Annotated in this window: 24 protein-coding genes; 15 read left to right on the top strand and 9 right to left on the bottom strand. The window is 59.7% G+C overall.

What is annotated here, in order from left to right; all coding sequences use genetic code 11:
* Positions 1-15 precede the first annotated feature (15 nt).
* Both MCUTH_RS08325 and MCUTH_RS11600 read left to right on the top strand, forming a co-directional pair.
* A complete protein-coding gene (locus MCUTH_RS08325; RefSeq protein WP_066957992.1) occupies positions 16-831 on the top strand; it encodes a DUF488 domain-containing protein in 816 nt (271 codons plus the stop codon).
* The gene (locus MCUTH_RS11600; protein WP_150468725.1) at positions 828-1,661 is read left to right on the top strand and encodes a hypothetical protein; all 834 of its coding nucleotides are present in this window, start codon (positions 828-830) and stop codon (positions 1,659-1,661) included. The genes MCUTH_RS08325 and MCUTH_RS11600 overlap by 4 nt, the downstream gene beginning before the upstream one ends.
* Before the next feature lie 185 nt (positions 1,662-1,846).
* On the opposite strand, the gene MCUTH_RS08320 is transcribed toward MCUTH_RS11600, so the two are convergent.
* From MCUTH_RS08320 to MCUTH_RS08310, 3 genes are read right to left on the bottom strand one after another with little or no spacing between them, the layout of a single operon-like run.
* Entirely contained in the window at positions 1,847-2,215 is a 369-nt protein-coding gene (locus tag MCUTH_RS08320) for a YigZ family protein (RefSeq protein WP_066957990.1), read from the bottom strand.
* Entirely contained in the window at positions 2,212-2,721 is a 510-nt protein-coding gene (locus tag MCUTH_RS08315; protein WP_066957988.1) for a dual specificity protein phosphatase family protein, read from the bottom strand. The genes MCUTH_RS08320 and MCUTH_RS08315 overlap by 4 nt, the downstream gene beginning before the upstream one ends.
* Entirely contained in the window at positions 2,718-3,665 is a 948-nt protein-coding gene (locus tag MCUTH_RS08310; protein WP_066957986.1) for an ROK family protein, read from the bottom strand. The genes MCUTH_RS08315 and MCUTH_RS08310 overlap by 4 nt, the downstream gene beginning before the upstream one ends.
* A gap of 127 nt (positions 3,666-3,792) precedes the next feature.
* Here MCUTH_RS08310 and MCUTH_RS08305 point away from each other — a divergent pair, with 127 nt between their 5' ends.
* From MCUTH_RS08305 to MCUTH_RS08295, 3 genes are read left to right on the top strand one after another with little or no spacing between them, the layout of a single operon-like run.
* The gene (locus MCUTH_RS08305) at positions 3,793-4,035 is read left to right on the top strand and encodes a FeoA family protein (protein WP_066957984.1); all 243 of its coding nucleotides are present in this window, start codon (positions 3,793-3,795) and stop codon (positions 4,033-4,035) included.
* Entirely contained in the window at positions 4,032-5,747 is a 1,716-nt protein-coding gene (locus MCUTH_RS08300) for a ferrous iron transporter B (RefSeq protein ID WP_066957982.1), read from the top strand. Before MCUTH_RS08305 ends, MCUTH_RS08300 begins: the two co-directional genes overlap by 4 nt.
* 10 nt (positions 5,748-5,757) lie before the next feature.
* Complete coding sequence (locus MCUTH_RS08295) at positions 5,758-6,183, top strand: metal-dependent transcriptional regulator (protein ID WP_066957980.1); 426 nt, start codon at positions 5,758-5,760, stop codon at positions 6,181-6,183.
* A 7-nt stretch (positions 6,184-6,190) separates the two neighbouring features.
* Here the strand turns inward: MCUTH_RS08295 and MCUTH_RS08290 are convergent, their stop codons facing one another.
* Positions 6,191-6,415, bottom strand: coding sequence for a KTSC domain-containing protein (locus MCUTH_RS08290; protein ID WP_066957978.1), 225 nt, complete (start codon positions 6,413-6,415; stop codon positions 6,191-6,193).
* 67 nt (positions 6,416-6,482) lie between these two features.
* A complete protein-coding gene (locus MCUTH_RS08285; protein ID WP_066958176.1) occupies positions 6,483-6,695 on the bottom strand; it encodes a KTSC domain-containing protein in 213 nt (70 codons plus the stop codon).
* A gap of 185 nt (positions 6,696-6,880) precedes the next feature.
* On the opposite strand from MCUTH_RS08285, the gene MCUTH_RS08280 reads away from it, so the two are divergent.
* On the top strand, positions 6,881-7,165 hold the full coding sequence (locus MCUTH_RS08280) for a DUF5661 family protein (RefSeq protein WP_066957976.1): 285 nt from the start codon (positions 6,881-6,883) through the stop codon (positions 7,163-7,165).
* Between the two features lie 20 nt (positions 7,166-7,185).
* On the opposite strand, the gene MCUTH_RS08275 is transcribed toward MCUTH_RS08280, so the two are convergent.
* Positions 7,186-7,518, bottom strand: coding sequence for a hypothetical protein (locus MCUTH_RS08275; RefSeq protein ID WP_066957974.1), 333 nt, complete (start codon positions 7,516-7,518; stop codon positions 7,186-7,188).
* Between the two features lie 128 nt (positions 7,519-7,646).
* Here MCUTH_RS08275 and MCUTH_RS08270 point away from each other — a divergent pair, with 128 nt between their 5' ends.
* On the top strand, positions 7,647-7,856 hold the full coding sequence (locus MCUTH_RS08270) for a hypothetical protein (RefSeq protein WP_066957972.1): 210 nt from the start codon (positions 7,647-7,649) through the stop codon (positions 7,854-7,856).
* Between the two features lie 192 nt (positions 7,857-8,048).
* Here MCUTH_RS08270 and MCUTH_RS08265 read toward each other — a convergent pair whose 3' ends face one another.
* Both MCUTH_RS08265 and MCUTH_RS08260 read right to left on the bottom strand, forming a co-directional pair.
* The gene (locus MCUTH_RS08265) at positions 8,049-8,600 is read right to left on the bottom strand and encodes a GNAT family N-acetyltransferase (protein ID WP_066957970.1); all 552 of its coding nucleotides are present in this window, start codon (positions 8,598-8,600) and stop codon (positions 8,049-8,051) included.
* Entirely contained in the window at positions 8,597-9,151 is a 555-nt protein-coding gene (locus tag MCUTH_RS08260) for a GNAT family N-acetyltransferase (RefSeq protein ID WP_066957968.1), read from the bottom strand. Before MCUTH_RS08260 ends, MCUTH_RS08265 begins: the two co-directional genes overlap by 4 nt.
* A gap of 213 nt (positions 9,152-9,364) precedes the next feature.
* Here MCUTH_RS08260 and MCUTH_RS08255 point away from each other — a divergent pair, with 213 nt between their 5' ends.
* From MCUTH_RS08255 to cgi121, 6 genes are all read left to right on the top strand, one after another.
* Positions 9,365-10,390, top strand: a complete 1,026-nt coding sequence (locus MCUTH_RS08255; RefSeq protein WP_066957966.1) for a type II glyceraldehyde-3-phosphate dehydrogenase — start codon at positions 9,365-9,367, stop codon at positions 10,388-10,390.
* A 56-nt stretch (positions 10,391-10,446) separates the two neighbouring features.
* Entirely contained in the window at positions 10,447-11,394 is a 948-nt protein-coding gene (locus MCUTH_RS08250) for a tyrosine--tRNA ligase (RefSeq protein ID WP_066957964.1), read from the top strand.
* 7 nt (positions 11,395-11,401) lie between these two features.
* A complete protein-coding gene (locus MCUTH_RS08245; RefSeq protein WP_066957962.1) occupies positions 11,402-12,205 on the top strand; it encodes a serine protein kinase RIO in 804 nt (267 codons plus the stop codon).
* Positions 12,202-12,744 carry a KH domain-containing protein gene (locus MCUTH_RS08240; protein ID WP_066957960.1) on the top strand — a complete coding sequence of 181 codons (543 nt, stop codon included), beginning with the start codon at positions 12,202-12,204 and terminating at the stop codon, positions 12,742-12,744. Before MCUTH_RS08245 ends, MCUTH_RS08240 begins: the two co-directional genes overlap by 4 nt.
* A gap of 82 nt (positions 12,745-12,826) precedes the next feature.
* On the top strand, positions 12,827-14,965 hold the full coding sequence (locus MCUTH_RS08235; RefSeq protein WP_066957958.1) for an ATP-dependent DNA helicase: 2,139 nt from the start codon (positions 12,827-12,829) through the stop codon (positions 14,963-14,965).
* Between the two features lie 8 nt (positions 14,966-14,973).
* On the top strand, positions 14,974-15,489 hold the full coding sequence (cgi121, locus tag MCUTH_RS08230) for a KEOPS complex subunit Cgi121 (RefSeq protein ID WP_066958174.1): 516 nt from the start codon (positions 14,974-14,976) through the stop codon (positions 15,487-15,489).
* On the opposite strand, the gene MCUTH_RS08225 is transcribed toward cgi121, so the two are convergent.
* Positions 15,480-15,977 carry a MogA/MoaB family molybdenum cofactor biosynthesis protein gene (locus MCUTH_RS08225; RefSeq protein ID WP_066957955.1) on the bottom strand — a complete coding sequence of 166 codons (498 nt, stop codon included), beginning with the start codon at positions 15,975-15,977 and terminating at the stop codon, positions 15,480-15,482. The genes cgi121 and MCUTH_RS08225 overlap by 10 nt on opposite strands.
* Positions 15,978-17,068: 1,091 nt before the next feature.
* Between MCUTH_RS08225 and MCUTH_RS08220 the strand changes: the two genes are divergently transcribed.
* Positions 17,069-18,352, top strand: a complete 1,284-nt coding sequence (locus MCUTH_RS08220; protein ID WP_066957953.1) for an ORC1-type DNA replication protein — start codon at positions 17,069-17,071, stop codon at positions 18,350-18,352.
* 4 nt (positions 18,353-18,356) lie between these two features.
* Positions 18,357-18,848, top strand: a complete 492-nt coding sequence (locus tag MCUTH_RS08215) for an Lrp/AsnC family transcriptional regulator (RefSeq protein ID WP_066957951.1) — start codon at positions 18,357-18,359, stop codon at positions 18,846-18,848.
* Positions 18,849-18,854: the final 6 nt, after the last annotated feature.

Here is an 18,854-nt window from a genome sequence, read left to right as displayed (position 1 = left end):
AGGTGATTATCGAGGATGATAAATAAAAGTCAACGAGCAGTTCTTTTTCTGATTGCTCGTTATGGAAAGATTTCAAAAATGAAGTTGGTCAAGTTGATGTTCTTGATCTCACAAGAGCGAAGCTTATACAATTTCGTTCCGTACAAGTATGGCCCCTTCTCATTTCAACTATATAGGGATCTGTTTAATCTCGAAAAATCAGGTAGCATATTAATAGATGAAAATGTCCAGATTCTCGACACCGTATTTCCGAAGCCGGATTTCTTTTTGCAGGAGATTATCTCGTCATATGCTCAAAAATTTCAGGCTTCTACAGACATGGATATTATTGACTATGTCTATGATCATTTCCCGGAATATACAATATTCAGTAAATTGAAGCCAAAAAAGGAGCAAATTTCCGAAGAGAAGGGCATTACAACAATAGGGTATGAGGGGAAAGACATCGATCAATTCTTCCAGACACTGATCGCCAATCGCGTTACCTTACTTGTGGATGTAAGGAGAAATGCGTTCAGCAGAAAGTACGGATACTCAAAAGAGGCATTATCAAGGAATTTACAGAACTTTTGTATCAAGTACGTTCACATCCCCGAACTTGGAATAGAATCAAGTCGAAGACGGGATATTACCCAAAATGGATATCAGGAGTTGTTTAAACAATATTCTTCCGAACTTGAATATAAAGGGGACCTGATCGAAAAAATAAAGGCTCTAGGGGGTCAAGAAAAAATTGCCCTGATGTGCTTTGAAAAAAACGCCAGCCACTGCCATAGAGGAGTCATTGCAGACCGATTACGCAAGGAGGGGTGGGAGATTGTTGACTTGTGAGCTGGGAGAAAAAACGTGTCTGGATTATAGTAAAAACCTACCCTGAATACAGCCGAAAATCTCGAAGTGAGGTCGCTTGTACAGCCGGAATTACTGAAGAAGGGGATTGGATCCGGCTGTATCCCATTCCAACTAAACATTATATTGGAAGTAATAAGATTCATAAGTTCGATCTTGTGGAAGTCACCTGCCAGAAAGCAAAGTCCGAAAAACTCCGGAGAAAAGAGAGTTACAAAGTCAAAGAAGGTTCAGATATTACTATTATAGATCGTAGTTTAAGTGGCACATCCAACAACAAAATTTGGGATAAACGCAACAAACTACTTCTCGATAAAGTTGATCTTTCTCTAAGTCAATTAGATTACAAATACAAGGAAGATAAGACCTCGCTTGGATTGATTAGACCTAAAGAAATTCTAAAATTTTATAGCCGGCGAGAACTTGAAATCTACATAGATCCAAACCAATATCGGCAAGGACTTGATGGATCAAAAACCCCCATAATCCAAAAAATTCCATACCCATTTGCATATCATTTTAAGTGCTCTGACAATTGCTTAACCTGCTCGAATAGTTATCATGACATTTTATGCGAAGATTGGGAGCTATTGGAGGCATATCGTAGATGGGGCCGAGAGTATGGAGACATCCAGATTCTGTGGGAAAAGTTATATGAAAAGTTTTACACTTGGATGATAAACGAGAGAGATCTCTATTTTGTCGTTGGTATGCATTCACTTCAGCCCACATGGTTGATAATAGGACTATATTATCCTCCAAAAAATGTCGAACCAAAACACCAAAACCAAACGCTGGATAAATGGTTTTAAACTGGTCTGCCTTACTCCTGGCTGTGTGGCTGCTCACATATAGCAACCATCTTTGATTCTTAAGCACAACAACCAGCACAATAACGATCCGTTCTCTAAGGGGGATCTCACGGAGCTGCCAAAGTCGCCCCCACCTCAACAACCACTCCCGGACGGTGGCTCGATCATACAGAGGCGGACTCCCGTCACCGGGTGAGCCCGGCCTCGCGGATCGCGGCCTCCCCGGCGTCGCGGAACGCCCTCCCGACGTTCCCGGGGCCGAGGAGCACTCCGCCGAAGATCCTCGAGACGACCAGCGCGTGGCTCTCGAGGGCGTGCCGCCGGAGGAGATCGAGGAGGATCCTCCCCGGCCGGCCGACCTCACCGTCGCTCCGAAACTCCTCGACGGTGCCGCACCGCCAGGCGGCGCAGTGGTGAGCGGCCTTCCGATAGGCCTCGTGGTGGCCGGCAAGAACCTGCGCGATATCCCCGGGCTCCTCGATCCGGTAGAGATGCGCGTAGAACCGCGACCGCCGGACCTCGATCACGGCGGCGCCGAGGGGTTTTGCACTCACGCCGCCACCCGTCTCTTCGTATACTCGTCCCAATGCGCCTCAAGGAACCCCCGCATCCCCCGGCCGGGTTTGTAGGGCGGGTATATCCGGCGATAGGCCTCCTCGGCCTCGGCAAGGCTCCCCGTCGGCAGGAGGTCGGTGTAGGCCGCAAGGTACAGAAGTCCGATCGCCGCCGAGCGGGAGACCCCAAAGCCGCAGTGGACCAGCACCTGCCGGCCTTTGCCAAGACACCCATCGATGAACCGAAGGGCTGCGTCGATCGCCTCTTTGGGGATATCGGCGGGGTCGCGGGCATCAACCAGGTTGAGCATCAGCCGGTTCCCCCGCCGGGCAACCAGGTACTCGGGGTGGTCCGGCGGCACCGTTGCGATCGGCGAGTACGTGACCGCGAGACAGTGGTAGGGGCTCCGGCAGGCGTGGACCACGCACCAGGTCTCGTGAGCCTCCACCATGACCTCGTAGTCCTCCTGCGTCCCGACATAAAGATTCGGATAGATCTCGATCATGGCTTTTGATCCTCCCGTCGCAGCGTTTCGAGTGCATAGACCGCCGCGCCGAGGAGCGGCGCCCGTCCATCGAGTTCGGAGACGACGATCCGGGGAAGGGCGAGGTAGCGGTCGATGTGGGGTTCCATGTGCGGGATCAGGATATCTGCGTGGTAACGGGCGAGTGGTCCGTCGAGGACGAGCACCTCGGGGTTGTAGGCGACGATGACGCTTGAGATTCCCCTGGCGTTCATCTCCCCGAGCGCCTCCATGAAGGCGAGGGCGACCGGGTCCCCCTCGCCGGCCGCCGCAAAGATCGCCTGACTAGAGGAGGCGTCGAAGGCGACCGGGCCGGGAGCCGCCTCCTTTCGCCACGCCGCAAAGAACTGCGGGATGTTCTTTGCAGAGGCGTAGGCCTCCCAGTGACCTGTATAGCCGCACCCGCAGACGAGGTTGTAGCGGGTATCGACCGTGATGTGCCCGATCTCGGCGGCATTTCCAGTCATCCCGAGAAGAAGGCGGCCGTTCACCACCGCACCGCCCCCGATCCCGGTCGAGAGGGTGACGTAGACGACGTTGTCGGAGCCGCGGGCGGCGCCTGCCCACCGCTCGCCGAGGACGCCGGCCCGGGCGTCGTTGATGAGCGCGACCGGCAACCCGAACCGCTCCCGGAGCGGGCCGGTGATCTCCACGACCGGAAATGCCATGTTCGGGGAGTGTACGACCCACCCGCGGCCGAGGTCCAGGGGCCCGGCCGACGCGACCCCGATCGCCGTGACGTCGCGCCCTTCGGGCAGGGCAAGGAGCGCCTCCACCTCTGCCATGATCGCGGCGGTGACCACCTCCCCGCCGGACCCCGCGGTCGGGGTCGGAACGGCATCATGGGCGAGAACGGTCGCATCGGGACCCACCAGGGCGGCGCGGAGGTTGGTCGCGCCGAGGTCAACGGCAATCACGGTCGTCATATGAGTCACCTCTCGTTCTCCTCGAATTACGCGGAGCCCGGGCATAAACCTACGCTTCCGTGCCGGAGCAAGGTATATCAACCCCCTGTGCCAACATTTAGGCATACCTAAATTAGGGAAACCTAAAATGATCGCCATGGAAGAGATGCTGCTTGATTTAGAACCGGGCACGCAGGGGACCGTCACCCGGTTTGTCGGAACTCCGAGCTTTATCCGGAAACTCAGAACCATCGGTATCAGGGAAGGCAAGACCCTCACCGTCGTCGCCCGCCACCCCCTCGGCGGCCCGGTTGTGGTCGATGTGGACGGACGGCAGATAACACTCGGCCGCGGGATGGCCCGGCGGGTCGGCGTGGAGGTTACCCTATGAAGACGATCGTCCTGATGGGCAACCCGAACGTCGGAAAGAGCGGGATCTTCTCGCGGCTGACGGGCACCCGGGTCATCGCCTCGAACTACCCCGGGACCACCGTCGACGTCTCCCGCGGGGAGATGCAGACCCCGACCGGGCCTGCCGAGGTGATCGACGCGCCCGGCACCTACTCCCTCTCCCCCTCAAACCCCGCAGAAGAGGTCGCTGCCGTAGTCCTTGATCAGGCGGACCTCGTCGTCAACGTCATCGATGCAACCAACCTGGAGCGGAACCTCTACCTGACCCTTGAACTCCTGGAACGCGGGGTCTCCGCAGTCGTTGCGCTCAACCTCCAGGACGAGGCGAAGCACCGGGGGATCGCGATCGACGCCGCCGAACTTGAGCGGCTCCTCGGGGTGCCGGTCGTCCCGACCGTGGGCCTCTTCGGGGAGGGGATACGGGAACTCGTCGAGCGGTTCCGCGAGGCCCGCCCCTCGGGGACGGTCCGGCCCATGAGCGAGGAGGAGCGGTGGGCGACGGTCGGCCGGATCACCGGGGCGGTCCAGGTGGTCACCCACCGCCACCCCACCCTCGGCGACCGGATCGCGGAGGCGAGCATCAAGCCGGTGACCGGAGGCCTGATCGCCGCAGCCGTCATCGCCGCCGCGTTTCTGGCGGTCAGGTGGATCGGGGAAGGGCTGATATCGTTCGTCTTCGAGCCGCTCTTCGACCTCTACACCCCGATCGCCATGCAGGCGAGCGACCTCCTCGGTCCCGGCCTCCTGCACGATATCCTGATCGGACGGTTCATTGAGGGCGGGATCGACTACGAGCAGTCGATGGGGCTTCTGACGACGGGGCTGTATGTCCCGTTCGCCATGATCCTCCCCTACATCGTGGCCTTCTACATTGTCCTCTCGATCCTCGAGGATACCGGCTACCTCCCCAGGCTCGCGACGCTGGCCGACACCTTCTTCCACCGGCTCGGCCTGCACGGCTACGGGATCGTCCCGGTCATCCTGGGGCTCGGGTGCAACGTGCCCGGAGTGCTGGCCAGCCGGGTGCTGGAGACGAAGAAGCAGCGGTTCATCGCCATAACCCTCGTCTCGATCTCGGTCCCCTGCATGGCCCAGACCGCGATGGTCTTCGGGGTGCTCGGGTCGTTCGGAATGGGCTACGTGGCGATCGTCTTTGGAACCCTCGCGCTCGTCTACGTCACCGTAGGCCTGCTCCTCGACCGGATGGTGCCGGGGCAGTGCCCGGAGATCTTCTTAGAGATCCCGCCCTACCGGATGCCGGATCCCCGGGCCACCGGCATGAAGGCCTGGATGCGGGTGCGCGGGTTTATCAGGGAGGCGGTCCCGTACCTCTTCATCGGCATCCTGCTCGTCAACCTCCTCTACGCGGTCGGGTTCTTCGACCTGCTCGCGGCCGTCTTCGCCCCGGTGATGCAGACCTGGCTCGGGCTCCCTGCCGAGGCGACCGCCGCCCTCCTGGTCGGGTTCCTCAGAAAGGACCTCGCGGTGGGGATGCTCGTCCCCCTCGGGATGACCCCCGAGCAGCTCGTCATCGCGGTGACGATGCTCACGATCTACTTCCCGTGCGTCGCGGCGTTCGTCGTCCTCCTGCGGGAGATGGGGATGCGGGGGATGCTCACCGCCGCAGGCGTGATGCTGACGGCGGCGCTCCTCGTCGGGGGTGCGCTGCGGCTGGTGCTGATTGGGTTTTAAGGAGAGGAAGATGCGCCAAAAGACCAAGGAAGAGTACATCGAGATCATCTGCTCCCTTGTGAGGGAGGAGGGGCGCGCCCAGACGGGGCGGATCGCGGAGGCGATCGACGTGAAACCTCCGTCGGTGACCGAGATGCTCCGGAAGCTGGAGCAGGAAGGGCTGATCGTCTATGAGTCCTATGCGGGCGCCACGCTGACCCCGGCAGGCGAGGAGATGGCCCGGGAACTCCAGAGAAGGCATCGGACGTTTGCGGACCTCCTGGAACTCCTCGGTGTCGCCGGCGATACCGCAGAGATCGACGCATGTCAGTTCGAGCACCACGTGAGCCCGGAGACGCTGAACCACCTCCGGCTCTTCCTCAAGTTCCTCAGGGAAACCCCCGAAGGCCAGCGCAGCCTTTCGGCATTCAGGGAGTTCCGAACGGAGCAGGAGTGAGCAGGGGTCAGACGTCCTCCCCCACCGCCATGCAGGGATACTTCTCCCGGGGATACCGGCCCTCTATGGACTCGCGGATGAACTGTTCCTTTGATGCCGCCGTGCGAAGATCGTCATAGACCTCTTTCGGCACGCCGGCGTAGCGGTAAGAGTTCCCGTTCTCGCAGTTGACAAGAAGCGCCTTCGTCGTCGGGTCGTAGCCGAAAGACCGTACACCTGACTCTTGTGGCATGGGAGCGTCTGTGGCAGGCGAAGATGATAGCGGTTGCGGCGGGGTGCCGCCGACGGGGGACCTGCCATCACCGAACCTTCTCGTAAGGATAGCGCAGCCGGATGAAATCGCCGAAGTACCGGCCCTTCGACCGGGCATTGAGAAGCCCTTCATAGACCTCGGCCGGCACCCCGACGTAGTGGTAGACCCCGCCGCTGTGGAACTCGACCTCCAGAACTTCGTCTTCCGGGTCGTATCCGACCGATTTGATGTTGGTAGACTCGACGGCCTGGCGCTGCATGGGGGAGGAGTAGAGGGGTGAGGATGGATAAGAGTTGTGGATGCTGGAGGCGAATAGCATGAGTGAAAGCCGGAAGAGAGACCGGGGCTACAGCCGGCGGGGAACCGTCACCGCCCCGCACCGGAGCGCCAGCTCCGACAGACTCATGACCTCAAGGCCCCATCCTGTTCGATGAGGGTACGGATATGGCACGAAGAGATGTGACCGCCGACGAGGCAAAGGCGATGGGCGAGCAGCTCGGGATCACATGGAAGGAGTTCGACGTCGACCAGTTCCGACGCGGGATGGTCGTGGAACTTGAGCACGGCCTCCATGATCCGGCGACGAACGTCACCGATGACGACCTTCTTCTGACGGCAAAGATTGCACTTGCGCACCTAAACGAGTTCCCGGACTACTACGACCGGCTCGAGAAGATGGAGAGGGAGGCGGAGGCCTACTGGGCGAAGCGGAAGGAAGCGGGGCGGTGACCGGGTCACCGCCATGATACTTACCCCGGGGCGGCAGAGAGGAGAAGAAGCCCGGCTACCCAGATCGCGGCGAAGAGGACGACGGCAATGATGCTGCTTTCGCGGTAGGGGACCTTTCCTTCGTTCATCTTCCGTGCGGTGATGTAAGCGTCGCAGGCACCGTAGAGCCAGATGGCAGCCCCAGCCGGGGCAAAACCGAGAATTCCGAGCAGTGTTCCGGCAAGGACGAGAAAACCGCGTGATAACTGCCCGTTATACGTCTGGCCGAGTCCGGCGAAGATGAACGAGAGGAGGGCTGAGAATCCCGGATTCTTTGGGCCGTATGTAATGGTACGGGTGACGCTTCCTGTCATGATATCGGCGCCCAAAAGGGCACCGAAAGCAGAAATACGTTGCGGGCGGTTGGGCCGACCACCTGCAGGGGGCGGTGAGGAGAGATGAGATTAACAATAACTATTGCCCCCTCGCTCCAATCAAGAGTATGCAACGGCGCCCGGAAGCAAACTGGATCAAGATACGGCAACGCCGCGTTATCGATGAGAAAGAGTATTACGCCGACCGACTCTACGCAACCCAGCAGGCTGCAGCCACCTATGCACGGCAGCTGGATCGCCAGGGAAAAGAGGTTCTCATCCTTCCGGTCACCCGGGAGGGGGGAGTTCGGGGTTACGCAGCCTTCGTCAGGAGGTAGAGGCTCTACACCGCAGAGGCAGCCGCCCGGCTCTCTATTTAGGTGGAGGTCTGACTGAGCACGGGCGAAAGCCCCGGGGCGGGGTCAACAATAGAGTGGGGGCGAACCCCATTCACATTCCCCATTCTCCTCTCGATCGGGAGGTTAATAAATTCCCCATACAGCGGAGGTTTGAAGGTTGAACCGCCCGGTTCAACGCACCCGCCACTCGTCGTGGAGGATCCCCCAGACGTCGATATCCTCATAGACCTCCCCCCTCCGGCCATGCTCCCTAAGATGCGCCTCGTGGACCATCCCGCACTTCTCCATCACACGCCCCGATGCAGGGTTGCGTGAGAGGTGCATGGCGTAGACCCGGTGCAGCCCGAGCGCGGAGAACCCATACTCAATCACCGCCCGGGCCGCCTCGGTGGCATACCCCCGATCCCAGTAGGGCCTCCCCACCCAGTAGCCGAGCTCAGCCCGTCCGTGACGGCGGTCGATCGCCACAAGCCCAACCGCGCCCACAAGATCCCCTTCCCGGATCCGGGTAACGGCGTAGACGGCGCTCTTTCCTTTCCTAAACTCAGACTTGTGGGTGGCAATCCAGGCCTCCGCCGCCCCGTCGGGGTAGGGGTATGGTATATCAAGTGTGCGAGACGCGACCTCGTAGTCGCCGGCGAGGCGCCGGACTACCGGGGCGTCCTTGAGGGTGAACGGCCGCAGGAGGAGACGATCGGTCATGAGGACGGGCTGTTCATTCATACGACCAATCCCGGCCCCAACGACGGGGAGACGATCCCCCAGACGTCGACGTCCTCATAGACACCCCATTTTCTGACATGCTCACGGAGCCGCCCTTCGTGCACCATCCCGCATTTCTCCATCACGCGCCCGGAGGCAGGGTTCCTGGAGAAGTGCATGGCATGGATCCGGTGCAGGCCAAGAGCGGAGAACCCGTAGCCGATCACCGCCCGGACCGCCTCGGTGGCATACCCCCGGCCCCAGCATGACCGCCCTATCCAGAACCCGAGTTCTCCGCGAACGTGGACGGGATCGATCTGCAGCCGGACACCGCCGATCAGCCTCTTTTCACGGGCAAGCGTGACGGCAAAGCCTGCGGCGTCGCCGCGCTCGATGCCCTCGGAGAGGGAGGCGATCCAGATCTCGGCAAGGCCTTCCGGGTAGGGGTAGGGGAGGAGGGTTGTCGCGGCAACGGCGTGGTCCCCGCAGAGCCGTTGAACCGTGGCGGCATCCGCAAGGTCGAATGGGCGCAGGAGGAGACGATCGGTCTCAATGATGGGCTGCTTCTCCATAGGTATGCAGATGGCGCCAGCCAATATAAGACCTGCCGCACCTCGCGCAAGATCGCTTCGGCTTTATAACATTATCTTCCAGTTCTTGAGATTACGCGGCATAGTGATGATAATGGGCCACTTGAAACCTCTAATCTTGATAAGAGCCCAGAATATCCTCGCTATCTGCAAACCAGCAACCTTTATTAATTTTTGTTCTGTATTCCAACATGCATGATCAAAGTCGCAATCAACGGATTTGGGACCATCGGCAAAAGGGTAGCCGATGCGGTCGCCGTTCAGCCCGATATGGAAGTAATAGGGGTTTCGAAGACCAGCGTCTCTGCTGAAGCGTTCGTCGCAAAAGAGCGCGGCTACCCGCTCTATATCGCGGACCTCTCAAAGAAGCCGGCATTCGAGAAGGTCGGTCTTGAGGTCGCCGGCGACGTAGAGGCGATGATCAAGGCCGCCGATATCGTCGTTGATGCCACACCGGGGGGTGTCGGGGAGAAGAACCGACCGATCTACGAGCGTCTCGGCAAGAAGGCAATCTTCCAGGGCGGCGAGGAACACGAGGTCGCCGGGTTCTCGTTCAATGCCCACGCAAACTACAGAGAGGCCGAAGGGCACCAGTTCGCCCGGGTCGTCTCGTGCAACACCACCGGACTCGTCCGGATCATCCACGCCATGGACCAGGCCTTCGGCGTCGAGCGGGTCCGGGCGGTGATGGTCCGGCGGGCAGCGGACCCCGATGACGTCAAGAGGGGGCCGGTGGACGCGATCGTCCTCAACCCGGCGACCATCCCGAGCCACCACGGGCCGGACGTCAACACCGTCCTCCCGCACATCAATATCGTCACCCTCGCGATGATCGTCCCGACGACGTTCATGCACATGCACTCTATCCAGATGGACCTAAAGAAGGAGACCACCCGCGAAGAGGTGCTGAAGGTCTTTGAGAACCACAGCCGGATTGGGCTCATCCGCAAGGCCACCGGGATCAAGAGCAACGCCCAGCTCCGGGAGTACACCCAGGATCTCGGCCGGCCGCGGACGGACCTCTGGGAGAACGGGGTCTTTGAGGAGTCGGTCTCGGTCCTGAACGGAAAGGAGTTCTACTGCTTCCAGGCCATCCACCAGGAGGCCGACGTCGTCCCCGAGAACATCGACTGCATCCGCGCCCTGATGGGAACCGTGAAGGATCCGGAAGAGTCCATCCGGATGACGAACAAAGCGCTCGGTCTCGTCGCGATCGGGTGAACGGCCGGACCGGGGGAGGAAGAAGGATTAACTCCCCGGCAAACCCACTATTTTTAATGGATCCGTATGAACTGGTGACCCGGAATACCGTTGAGGTTGTCACCGAAGAGGAGCTGCGTGCGCTCATTGACCGCCCGGTCAAACGGGTCTACACCGGCTACGAGCCGAGCGGTGAGATCCACCTCGGCCACATGGTGACGGTGAACAAGTTGATGGACTTGCAGCAGGCAGGGTTCGAGGTGACCGTGCTCATCGCCGATCTCCACGCCTTCTTGAACCGCAAGGGCACCATGGAGGAGATCCGGGAGATCGCCGAATACAACCGCCTCTGCTTCGAGGGGCTCGGCCTGCGCGGCGCAAAGTATGTCCTCGGTTCGGACGTCCAGCTTACGCCGGAGTACGAGCTTTCTGTCCTCAAACTCTCCCAGGCAATCACCCTCAACCGGGCGAAGAGGAGCATGGACGAGGTCGGGCGGCAGATGGAGAACCCGATGGTCTCGCAGATGGTCTATCCGATCATGCAGATGGTCGATATCGCGACCCTGCAGGTGGACGCCGCCGTCGGCGGAATCGACCAGCGAAAGATTCACATGCTTGCGCGGGAACACCTTCCCTCAATCGGATACCCGGCGCCGGTCTGCATCCACACGCCGATCATCAACGGCCTCGACGGGAAGAAGATGTCGTCATCGGCAGGAAACGTCATATCCGTCGCCGAATCTGAGGAGGAGATCAGGCGGAAGATGAAGAAGGCATTCTGCCCGCCCGAGATCGAGAACAACCCGGTGCTTGAGATCCTGCGCTACCACATCTTCCCCCGGACGGGTACGGTCACCATCCGCCGGCCCGCGAAGTTCGGCGGGGACCGGGAGTTCGATACCTACGAGGACTTGGAGCGTGCCTACGCTGCGGGCGAGATCCATCCCCTGGACTTAAAGACGGCAACCGCCGAACATCTCATCGATATCCTCGCTCCCGTACACGACTACGTCTGCAGCAGGTGATCCGATCATGGCCCGCGAAGACGAGTACGAACGGTTCGACCGCGAGATAGAGGCGATGGGTGTCCGAATAAAAGACGCCGATTCGGTGAAGGTACGCGACGATGTCTTTGACGAAGTCACCCTGATAGCACTCTACAAGCTCGTCCATAAGAGACTGATATCAGCCATCGGCGGGCCTATCAGCACCGGAAAAGAGGCGAACGTCTTTTATGGCGAGCGCGACGAAGACGAGATCGCGATCAAGATCTACCGCATCCAGACCGCGAACTTCAAGGCGATGACCGAGTATCTCGCGGGCGACCGCCGGTTCTCAAGCGTCCGCGGGACGCGGAAGGGTATCATCTTCGCCTGGACGAAGAAAGAGTACAGCAACCTCGCCCGGGCGTATGAGGTGGGGATTCCAGTCCCCGAGCCCCTCGCGTTCGACCGGAACATCCTCTTGATGCGATTCCTCGGCGAGGACGAATTACCGTATCCACAACTCCGGAACGCCGAGATCGAGGACTACGGAGCGGTGTATCGACAGATCCTCGACTATATCGAACGGCTCTACCGGGATGCGCGCCTGGTCCATGCCGACCTCTCCGAATACAATATCCTCTATCACGAGAAACCCTACCTGATCGATATGGGACAGGCGGTCACCCTGGATCACCCACGGGCGCCCGCGTTCCTGATACGGGATATCAAGAACCTTAATCGATATTTCTCCCGCTACTGCGATATCTTGGATGAACAGGAGATCATCAGCGCGATCACCGGGACCGAATATCGGGAGCCTTCAAGACCGGGAGAAGGGATGCAATCATGACCACACAGGAGATGAAAATTTCAACCGCGAGGATCGGTGTACTCATCGGAAAGAGCGGGTCCACAAAGCGCGAGATCGAAGAGAAGATTGGGATATCTCTCCGGATCGACAGCGAAGAAGGATTGGTGACGATCGAGGGGGAGGATCCCGTGAACGTGATGACGGCGACAAACGTCATCTCCGCGATCAACCGTGGATTCTCGCCGGAACGCGCGTTCCGGCTCCTCGATGACGAGGATATGATGCTCGATATCCTCGACCTCGCCGACCTCTCGGGGTCGAGTAGGCAGCTCGAGCGGCTCCGGGGCCGGATCATCGGAAAAGCAGGGACATCCCGCGCCCAGATCGAGGATATGACCGGCACGGAGATCTCGGTCCAGGGCAAGACCGTTGCGATCATCGGTCTTCCCGATCATGTCGAGATCGCACGAAAAGCAATCGAGATGCTGATCCAGGGCGTGCCTCACGAACATGTCTACGCTTTCCTCGATCGGAAGAAAAAGGAAGCCAAACGGGAGATGCTGGAGTATTATTCGTGATATTGCCGGGGCGAGCCGGTTCTGTCCATGGCCATAACAATACGCGCAGTATGGAGTCTGCAGTGGAAATGAAGGGGTATACATGGAGATAGCGGGTCTCCCCATCCCGCCGGATCTCGCGGCCAGTTACGCTCGCCGCGGGATCACCGAACTCTACCCGCCTCAGGCCGCGTGCGTCGAAGCGGGGCTTTTTTCGGGGAAGAACCTCCTCATCTCCATCCCAACCGCGAGCGGCAAGACCCTGGTCGCCGAGATGGCGATGCACCATCAGGTGGCGAGGGGCGGCAAGTGCCTCTACATCGTTCCTCTGCGAGCGCTCGCGAGCGAGAAGTTCCAGGAGTTCTCGGGGAAAGGGCTCCGGATCGGGATCGCGACCGGCGACTTCGACCGGAGGGACGACTACCTCGGACGAAACGATATCATCGTCGCGACGAGCGAGAAGGTGGACTCGCTCCTGCGGAACCGGACGCCGTGGCTTGCCGACATCACCCTCCTCGTCGTCGATGAGGCGCACCTGATCGACGACCCCTCTCGGGGGGCGACGCTTGAGATGGTGATCACGAAACTCCGCCACAGAAACCCGGATATGCAGATCATCGGTCTCTCGGCGACGATCGGGAACCCTGCCGACCTTGCGGGGTGGCTGGACGCCGAACTCATCGAGAGCGACTGGCGGCCGGTCGATCTCAGGGAGGGGGTCTTCTTCCAGGACAGCATCCAGTTCGCCGACCGCGTCCGGCAGATCGAACGAAAGAGCAAGTACGAGGACCTGGACCTCGTCCTCGACACGGTCGCGGAGGGAGGGCAGTGCCTGGTCTTTGTCAGCTCCCGCAAGAACGCCGAAGCGTTCGCGAAACGCGCGGCCTCGGGCTTGAAACTCGCAAACCCCGTCCTCGCCGGATATGCGGATCGGATCCGCTCGAACGCCGCGACCGATATGGGAAAGACTCTTGCGGCCTGTGTTGCGCAGGGCGCGGCGTTCCATCACGCCGGCCTCTCGCGGGAAGAGCGGCAGATTGTTGAGGCCGGATTCCGTGAGGGGGAGATCAAGGTGATCGCCTCGACACCGACCCTTGCGGCCGGCCTGAACCTTCCCGCCAGGCGGGTGATCATCCGCGACTACCTCCGGTTCAGCGCCGGGGAGGGGATGCTCCCGATCCCGGTCCGGGAGTACCGGCAGATGGCCGGGCGGGCCGGGCGGCCGCACCTCGACCCCTACGGCGAGGCGGTCCTGATCGCGAAGTCGGAGGAGATGGTCGAGGAGCTCTTCGACTGCTACATCGAGGCCCCGGCGGAGGACGTCCGGAGCCGGTGCGCAAACGAGGCGGTCCTCTGCACCCACATCCTCTCGCTCATCGCGACAGGCTTCGCCCGGGAGCGCGATGAGGTGCTCGGGTTCATGGACGGGACGTTCTACGCCCACCAGGGCGAGAGCCAGCGTGCGCTCTCGCGGGTTGTCCACCGGGTGCTTGAGTTCCTGCGCGAGGCGGAGATGATCACCGAGGTGGGGGACTGGCTCGAGCCGACGGAGTACGGGTCGCTCGTCTCCCGACTCTACATCGATCCGAGGAGCGCGGAGGTGATCGTGACGGCGATGGCGGATCAGAAGGACTACACCGATATTGGGCTCCTTCACCTCCTCTGCTCGACGCCGGATATGCCGACGCTCTTCGTTCGACGGGACGATATGTACCTCCTAGACCGGTTCCTCGCCGACCACCGTGACGATCTCTGGATGGAGATCCCCTGGGACGCCGACGAAGAGTTCGACCGGAGCCTCAAGACCGCGCTCCTCCTCGCCGACTGGGTGAACGAGATCGGCGAGGACGAGATCTGCCGGCGCTACAACGTCGGTCCCGGTGATGTCTACGGGATGGTCGAGAGCGTCGCCTGGCTGGTCCACGCGAGCCGGCACCTCGCCGGGCTCTTTGCCCCGCACCTCGTCCGCCCCATCGAGGAGATGGAACTCCGGACCAAGCACGGTATCAAGAAAGAGCTCCTGCCCCTCATCAGGCTGCGCGGGATCGGGCGCGTCAGGGCGCGCCGGCTCTTTGACAACGGCATCGACTCGATCGAGGCGCTCCGCGCCGCAGGACAGGAAAAGGTTTCCAGGATCCTCGGGCAGGGGATCGCCGCTCAGGTCTTTGAGCAGCTTGATGGCGTGCGGGAAGAGATCCAGGAGATCAGCGAGGAGCAGTCGACCCTCTCCCGGTTCGGGTGAACGAGAAAATGGCAGAAGTAGCATGCGATATCTATCAGGCGGTCGCTACGATCGAGAATAAGTTCAAACTCTTAAACGAGATCAGGACGATCGCCGACGAGTGCGGAACCCATATCATCCTCTTTGACGCCGACCGCCTGGCCGGGCGCGAGCACGTAAGAGCGGCGCTCCGGCATGCCTGGCGATCGTGGAATCGGGGCGACCCGATAGCGAACTCGATCGAGATGGAGGCGCTCCTCTACGCCGCGGGAACGCGGCAGTGCCATGTGGCCTCGTCCTTTGGGATCCACCCGGGGGAGAACCGCTTCTACATCGCGGTCTGTCCCCCTGCATCGGGCGTCCGCGACCGACTTGCCGGTCTTGTGCGGTTTGTCGACGAGGACTGGGAGACGATCGATCCCGCGAAGCGGGCGCGTCTTGCGGACCTCTACGATATCACGCCCGAGGAGGTCGCGGTCGTCGGCGAGGACCGGTTCCGCGACCTGGTCATCGAGCGGGTGGCGCTCCTCGACGTCTACCGCTGAGTCGGCCCGGCGTGAGAGAGGATATGCTGGATCTCGGGGATGATGATCTCCTTTGCAGCAAGCGTGACGGCCTTGGTTGAGCCCGGGATGCAGAAGACCGCCCGACCGCCGACGACCCCGGCGATCGCCCGGGAGAGGATGGCGGAGGTCCCGATCTCTTCGTAACTCTTGAGCCGGAAGAGTTCGCCGAATCCGTCGATCGTCTTCTCAAGCAGCGGCGCGACCGCCTCAATCGTCACATCGTCCGGTGTGAGCCCGGTCCCCCCGGTGACGACGACGCAGTTTGCGCGCGTAAGCGCCGTCCGGACCTCGGCACGGATCCGCTCAAGGTCGTCGGGGATAACGGCGTAGTGGGTCACCTCGATACCGGCGGCCGAAAAGAGGTCGATCAGGATCTTCCCGCTGGCATCGGTCTCCGGCTTCCGGGTCGATGAGACGGTGATGACGGCACCGGTCACAGTGATGGGTTTAAGATGGTTGCTCTCCATGAGATCATCCCGTACTCCTATACCGCGTATTTTACTTCTTTCTATCTTCCCGGAGGAGGTGGGGAATCCCTGACCCCTTTGTTTCCACTGGAACATATTCGGGACCACGAGGGCAAGGGCGAGGGCAGGTTGGAGGGGAATGGTGGGTGAGGGGATAAAACCGTGTTTTTACGTTAGATTCTGATTATACTGGCAGATAATCGAGTTTTTCATGATTCACTGATCCGGTCCGTCGTGGAAGAAGAAGAGAGAATTGCAGGAGAAGAGAATCGAGAGCGATCTTCCACAGGAACTTAGAGGTCTAATATGGGTCCCAAGAGCTATCGGCTCTCTGAGAATGAATCGTTTGGACTTAGGTCTGATATTATTGTCTATTTCAGTAAAAGAAGAGAATATAGGTCGATTATAAAACGATGTAGAGGTGCAGTCGATGAAGAGATCGGTGAAGAGGAGTAAAGAGCATCGGGGTAATCGAGAGTGATAAGGAGCAGAGAGATGAGACCCAAGGGATGATGAGAGCCACTGAGACGTACGGTGGTAAGAGGATCGTACTAGGGAAGCTCCTGGATCCTTTCTGCTCCTATCCTTCCTTCTCCTGCTCCACTTTCTATCGTTTCAGGTTTTCTCCTCTTCCCCGGTTATTTCATCCAGTTCTGGTCTCTCTCCATCCTACCTGGTTTCAACGTTCTACAAGTTTCAATTGTGTCATTTAGGCCTTAAAAAAACTTATTTCTGCTTTTAACTCTTTTTTTGCCTGTTTTCTTCACTCTGTACTTTAACGATTAATTTTTATATTTTGAGTTGCAGAGGTACACATGACTATCATCATCACTTTTGAATGTGATACACCAAGGGGGTGTATCATCATCACGTTCCACTGGAAACAAAGGGGTGGGGGTGATCCTGCGATCCTCTTCCTCAGATCACCTCTCACCTCGAGCTTCCCTGACCGGATCTGCCAAGGTTCTGCTGGCAACTAATCGGGTTCCACGTTCCACTGGAAACGAAGGGGTTATCAGTCTCCAGAACAACCATATTGTGGGCCCTCGACACGAAACTCTCCTGTCCGGGTAACCCCCTCCGGTGACACCATGTCGGACGATAAGAACAACTCAATGGGATTATTCAAAAAATACCTGACCAATAGACGTATATTTAAGAACAGGGAAGTTCTCCGCCACAGTTATCGTCCTCAGATCCTTCCTCACCGGAAACCGCAGATCGACGAGCTTGCCTCTATTCTTGCCCCCGCTCTCACAAACGAGACCCCGTCCAATATCCTCATCTACGGCAAGACCGGGACCGGGAAGACGGCATCGGTCCGGTACGTGGGAGCCGAGCTTGAGAATGCAAGTGCGCTCGCCGGGACCAAGTGCAAGGTCGTCCACCTCAACTGCGAGGTGATCGATACCCAGTACCGTGTCCTCGCCCAGATCGCGAACTGCCTCGACGAGGCCGATGCGCATCCGAGCGACAGCACCCGGGCCCATATCCCGATGACCGGGTGGCCGACCGACCAGGTTTATGCGGAACTCAAGAACCAGCTCGAGAGCAACGGCGGGGTCATGGTCATCATCCTCGACGAGATCGACAAACTCGTCAAGAAGAGCGGCGACGATACCCTCTACAACCTCACCCGGATCAACTCCGATCTCAAGTTTGCGAAGGTCAGCATCATCGGGATATCAAACGACCTCCGGTTCACCGACTTCCTGGACCCCCGGGTTCTCTCCTCGCTCTCCGAGGAGGAGATCGTCTTTCCCCCCTACAACGCCCCGCAGCTCTGCGATATCCTCCAGCAGAGGGCCGAGATGGCCTTCGTGGAGGGCGCGCTCGACGAGACGGTCATCCCGCTCTGCGCGGCGCTCGCGGCGCAGGAGCACGGCGACGCCCGGCGGGCGCTCGACCTTCTCCGGGTCTCGGGGGAGCTTGCCGATCGCGAGAATGCACCGGGCGTGACCGAGCGGCATGTCCGGATGGCGCAGGAGAAGATCGAGACCGACAGCATGGTGGAGTGCATCTCCACTCTCCCGACCCAGAGCAAGGCGGTCCTGTATGCGATGCTGATCCTTGAGCGGATGGGCAAGAGGATATTCACGAGCGGTGAGGTCACGGTGGTCTATCGGGAGATTGCCCGGATCATCGATCTCGACGTCCTGACGCACCGCCGGATCACGGACCTCATCTCCGAACTCAACATGCTCGGGGTCATCAACACCCGGGTCGTCTCGCGCGGCCGCTACGGCCGGACGAAGGAGATGTGGTTCGATGCAACGACAAGCAAGATCGAGGAAGTCGTCACGCGCGACCCAAGATTGGATGACCAGAGACTCAGAGATATTGATATCAATCGTTTAAGAGCAATGTTCAGGTGAGATTATGGACGAGAAGGACCGTACCCTCCTCCATCTCCTGGAGGAGAACTGCCGCACCCCGACAAGCGAACTTGCGGTGCTGGCCGAGATGAGCGAAGAGGAAGTAAAGAGCCGGATCAGCCGGCTCGAGTCGATCGGCGCCATCCGCCGCTACGGAGCGGTCGTCGACTGGGAGCGGGCCGGGGACGGCAACGTCGCCGCGGTGATCGAGCTCAAAGTCTCGCCTGAACGGGACTTCGGTTACGACCGGATCGCGGAGCGGATCGCCCGGTTCCCCCAGGTCCGGTCGCTCCGGCTGATGACCGGGGCTTACGACCTCCAGCTCCTGGTCACCGGGCCGAGCATGCATGAGATCGCCCGGTTCGTCGCCGAGCAGATCGCCCCGATGGACCGGATCCGTGAGACGGCGACGCACATCATCATGAAGACCTACAAGGAGAACGGCACCACCTTCGCCGAGCGCGAAGAGGTCGAACGTCTCCCGTACTCGTTCTGAGGTGAG

It is taken from the genome of Methanoculleus thermophilus (assembly GCF_001571405.1).
Lineage (GTDB): Archaea > Halobacteriota > Methanomicrobia > Methanomicrobiales > Methanoculleaceae > Methanoculleus > Methanoculleus thermophilus.
The sequence above is the reverse complement of the archived record's forward strand: the minus strand, read 5'-3'. Positions and strand labels throughout refer to the sequence as shown.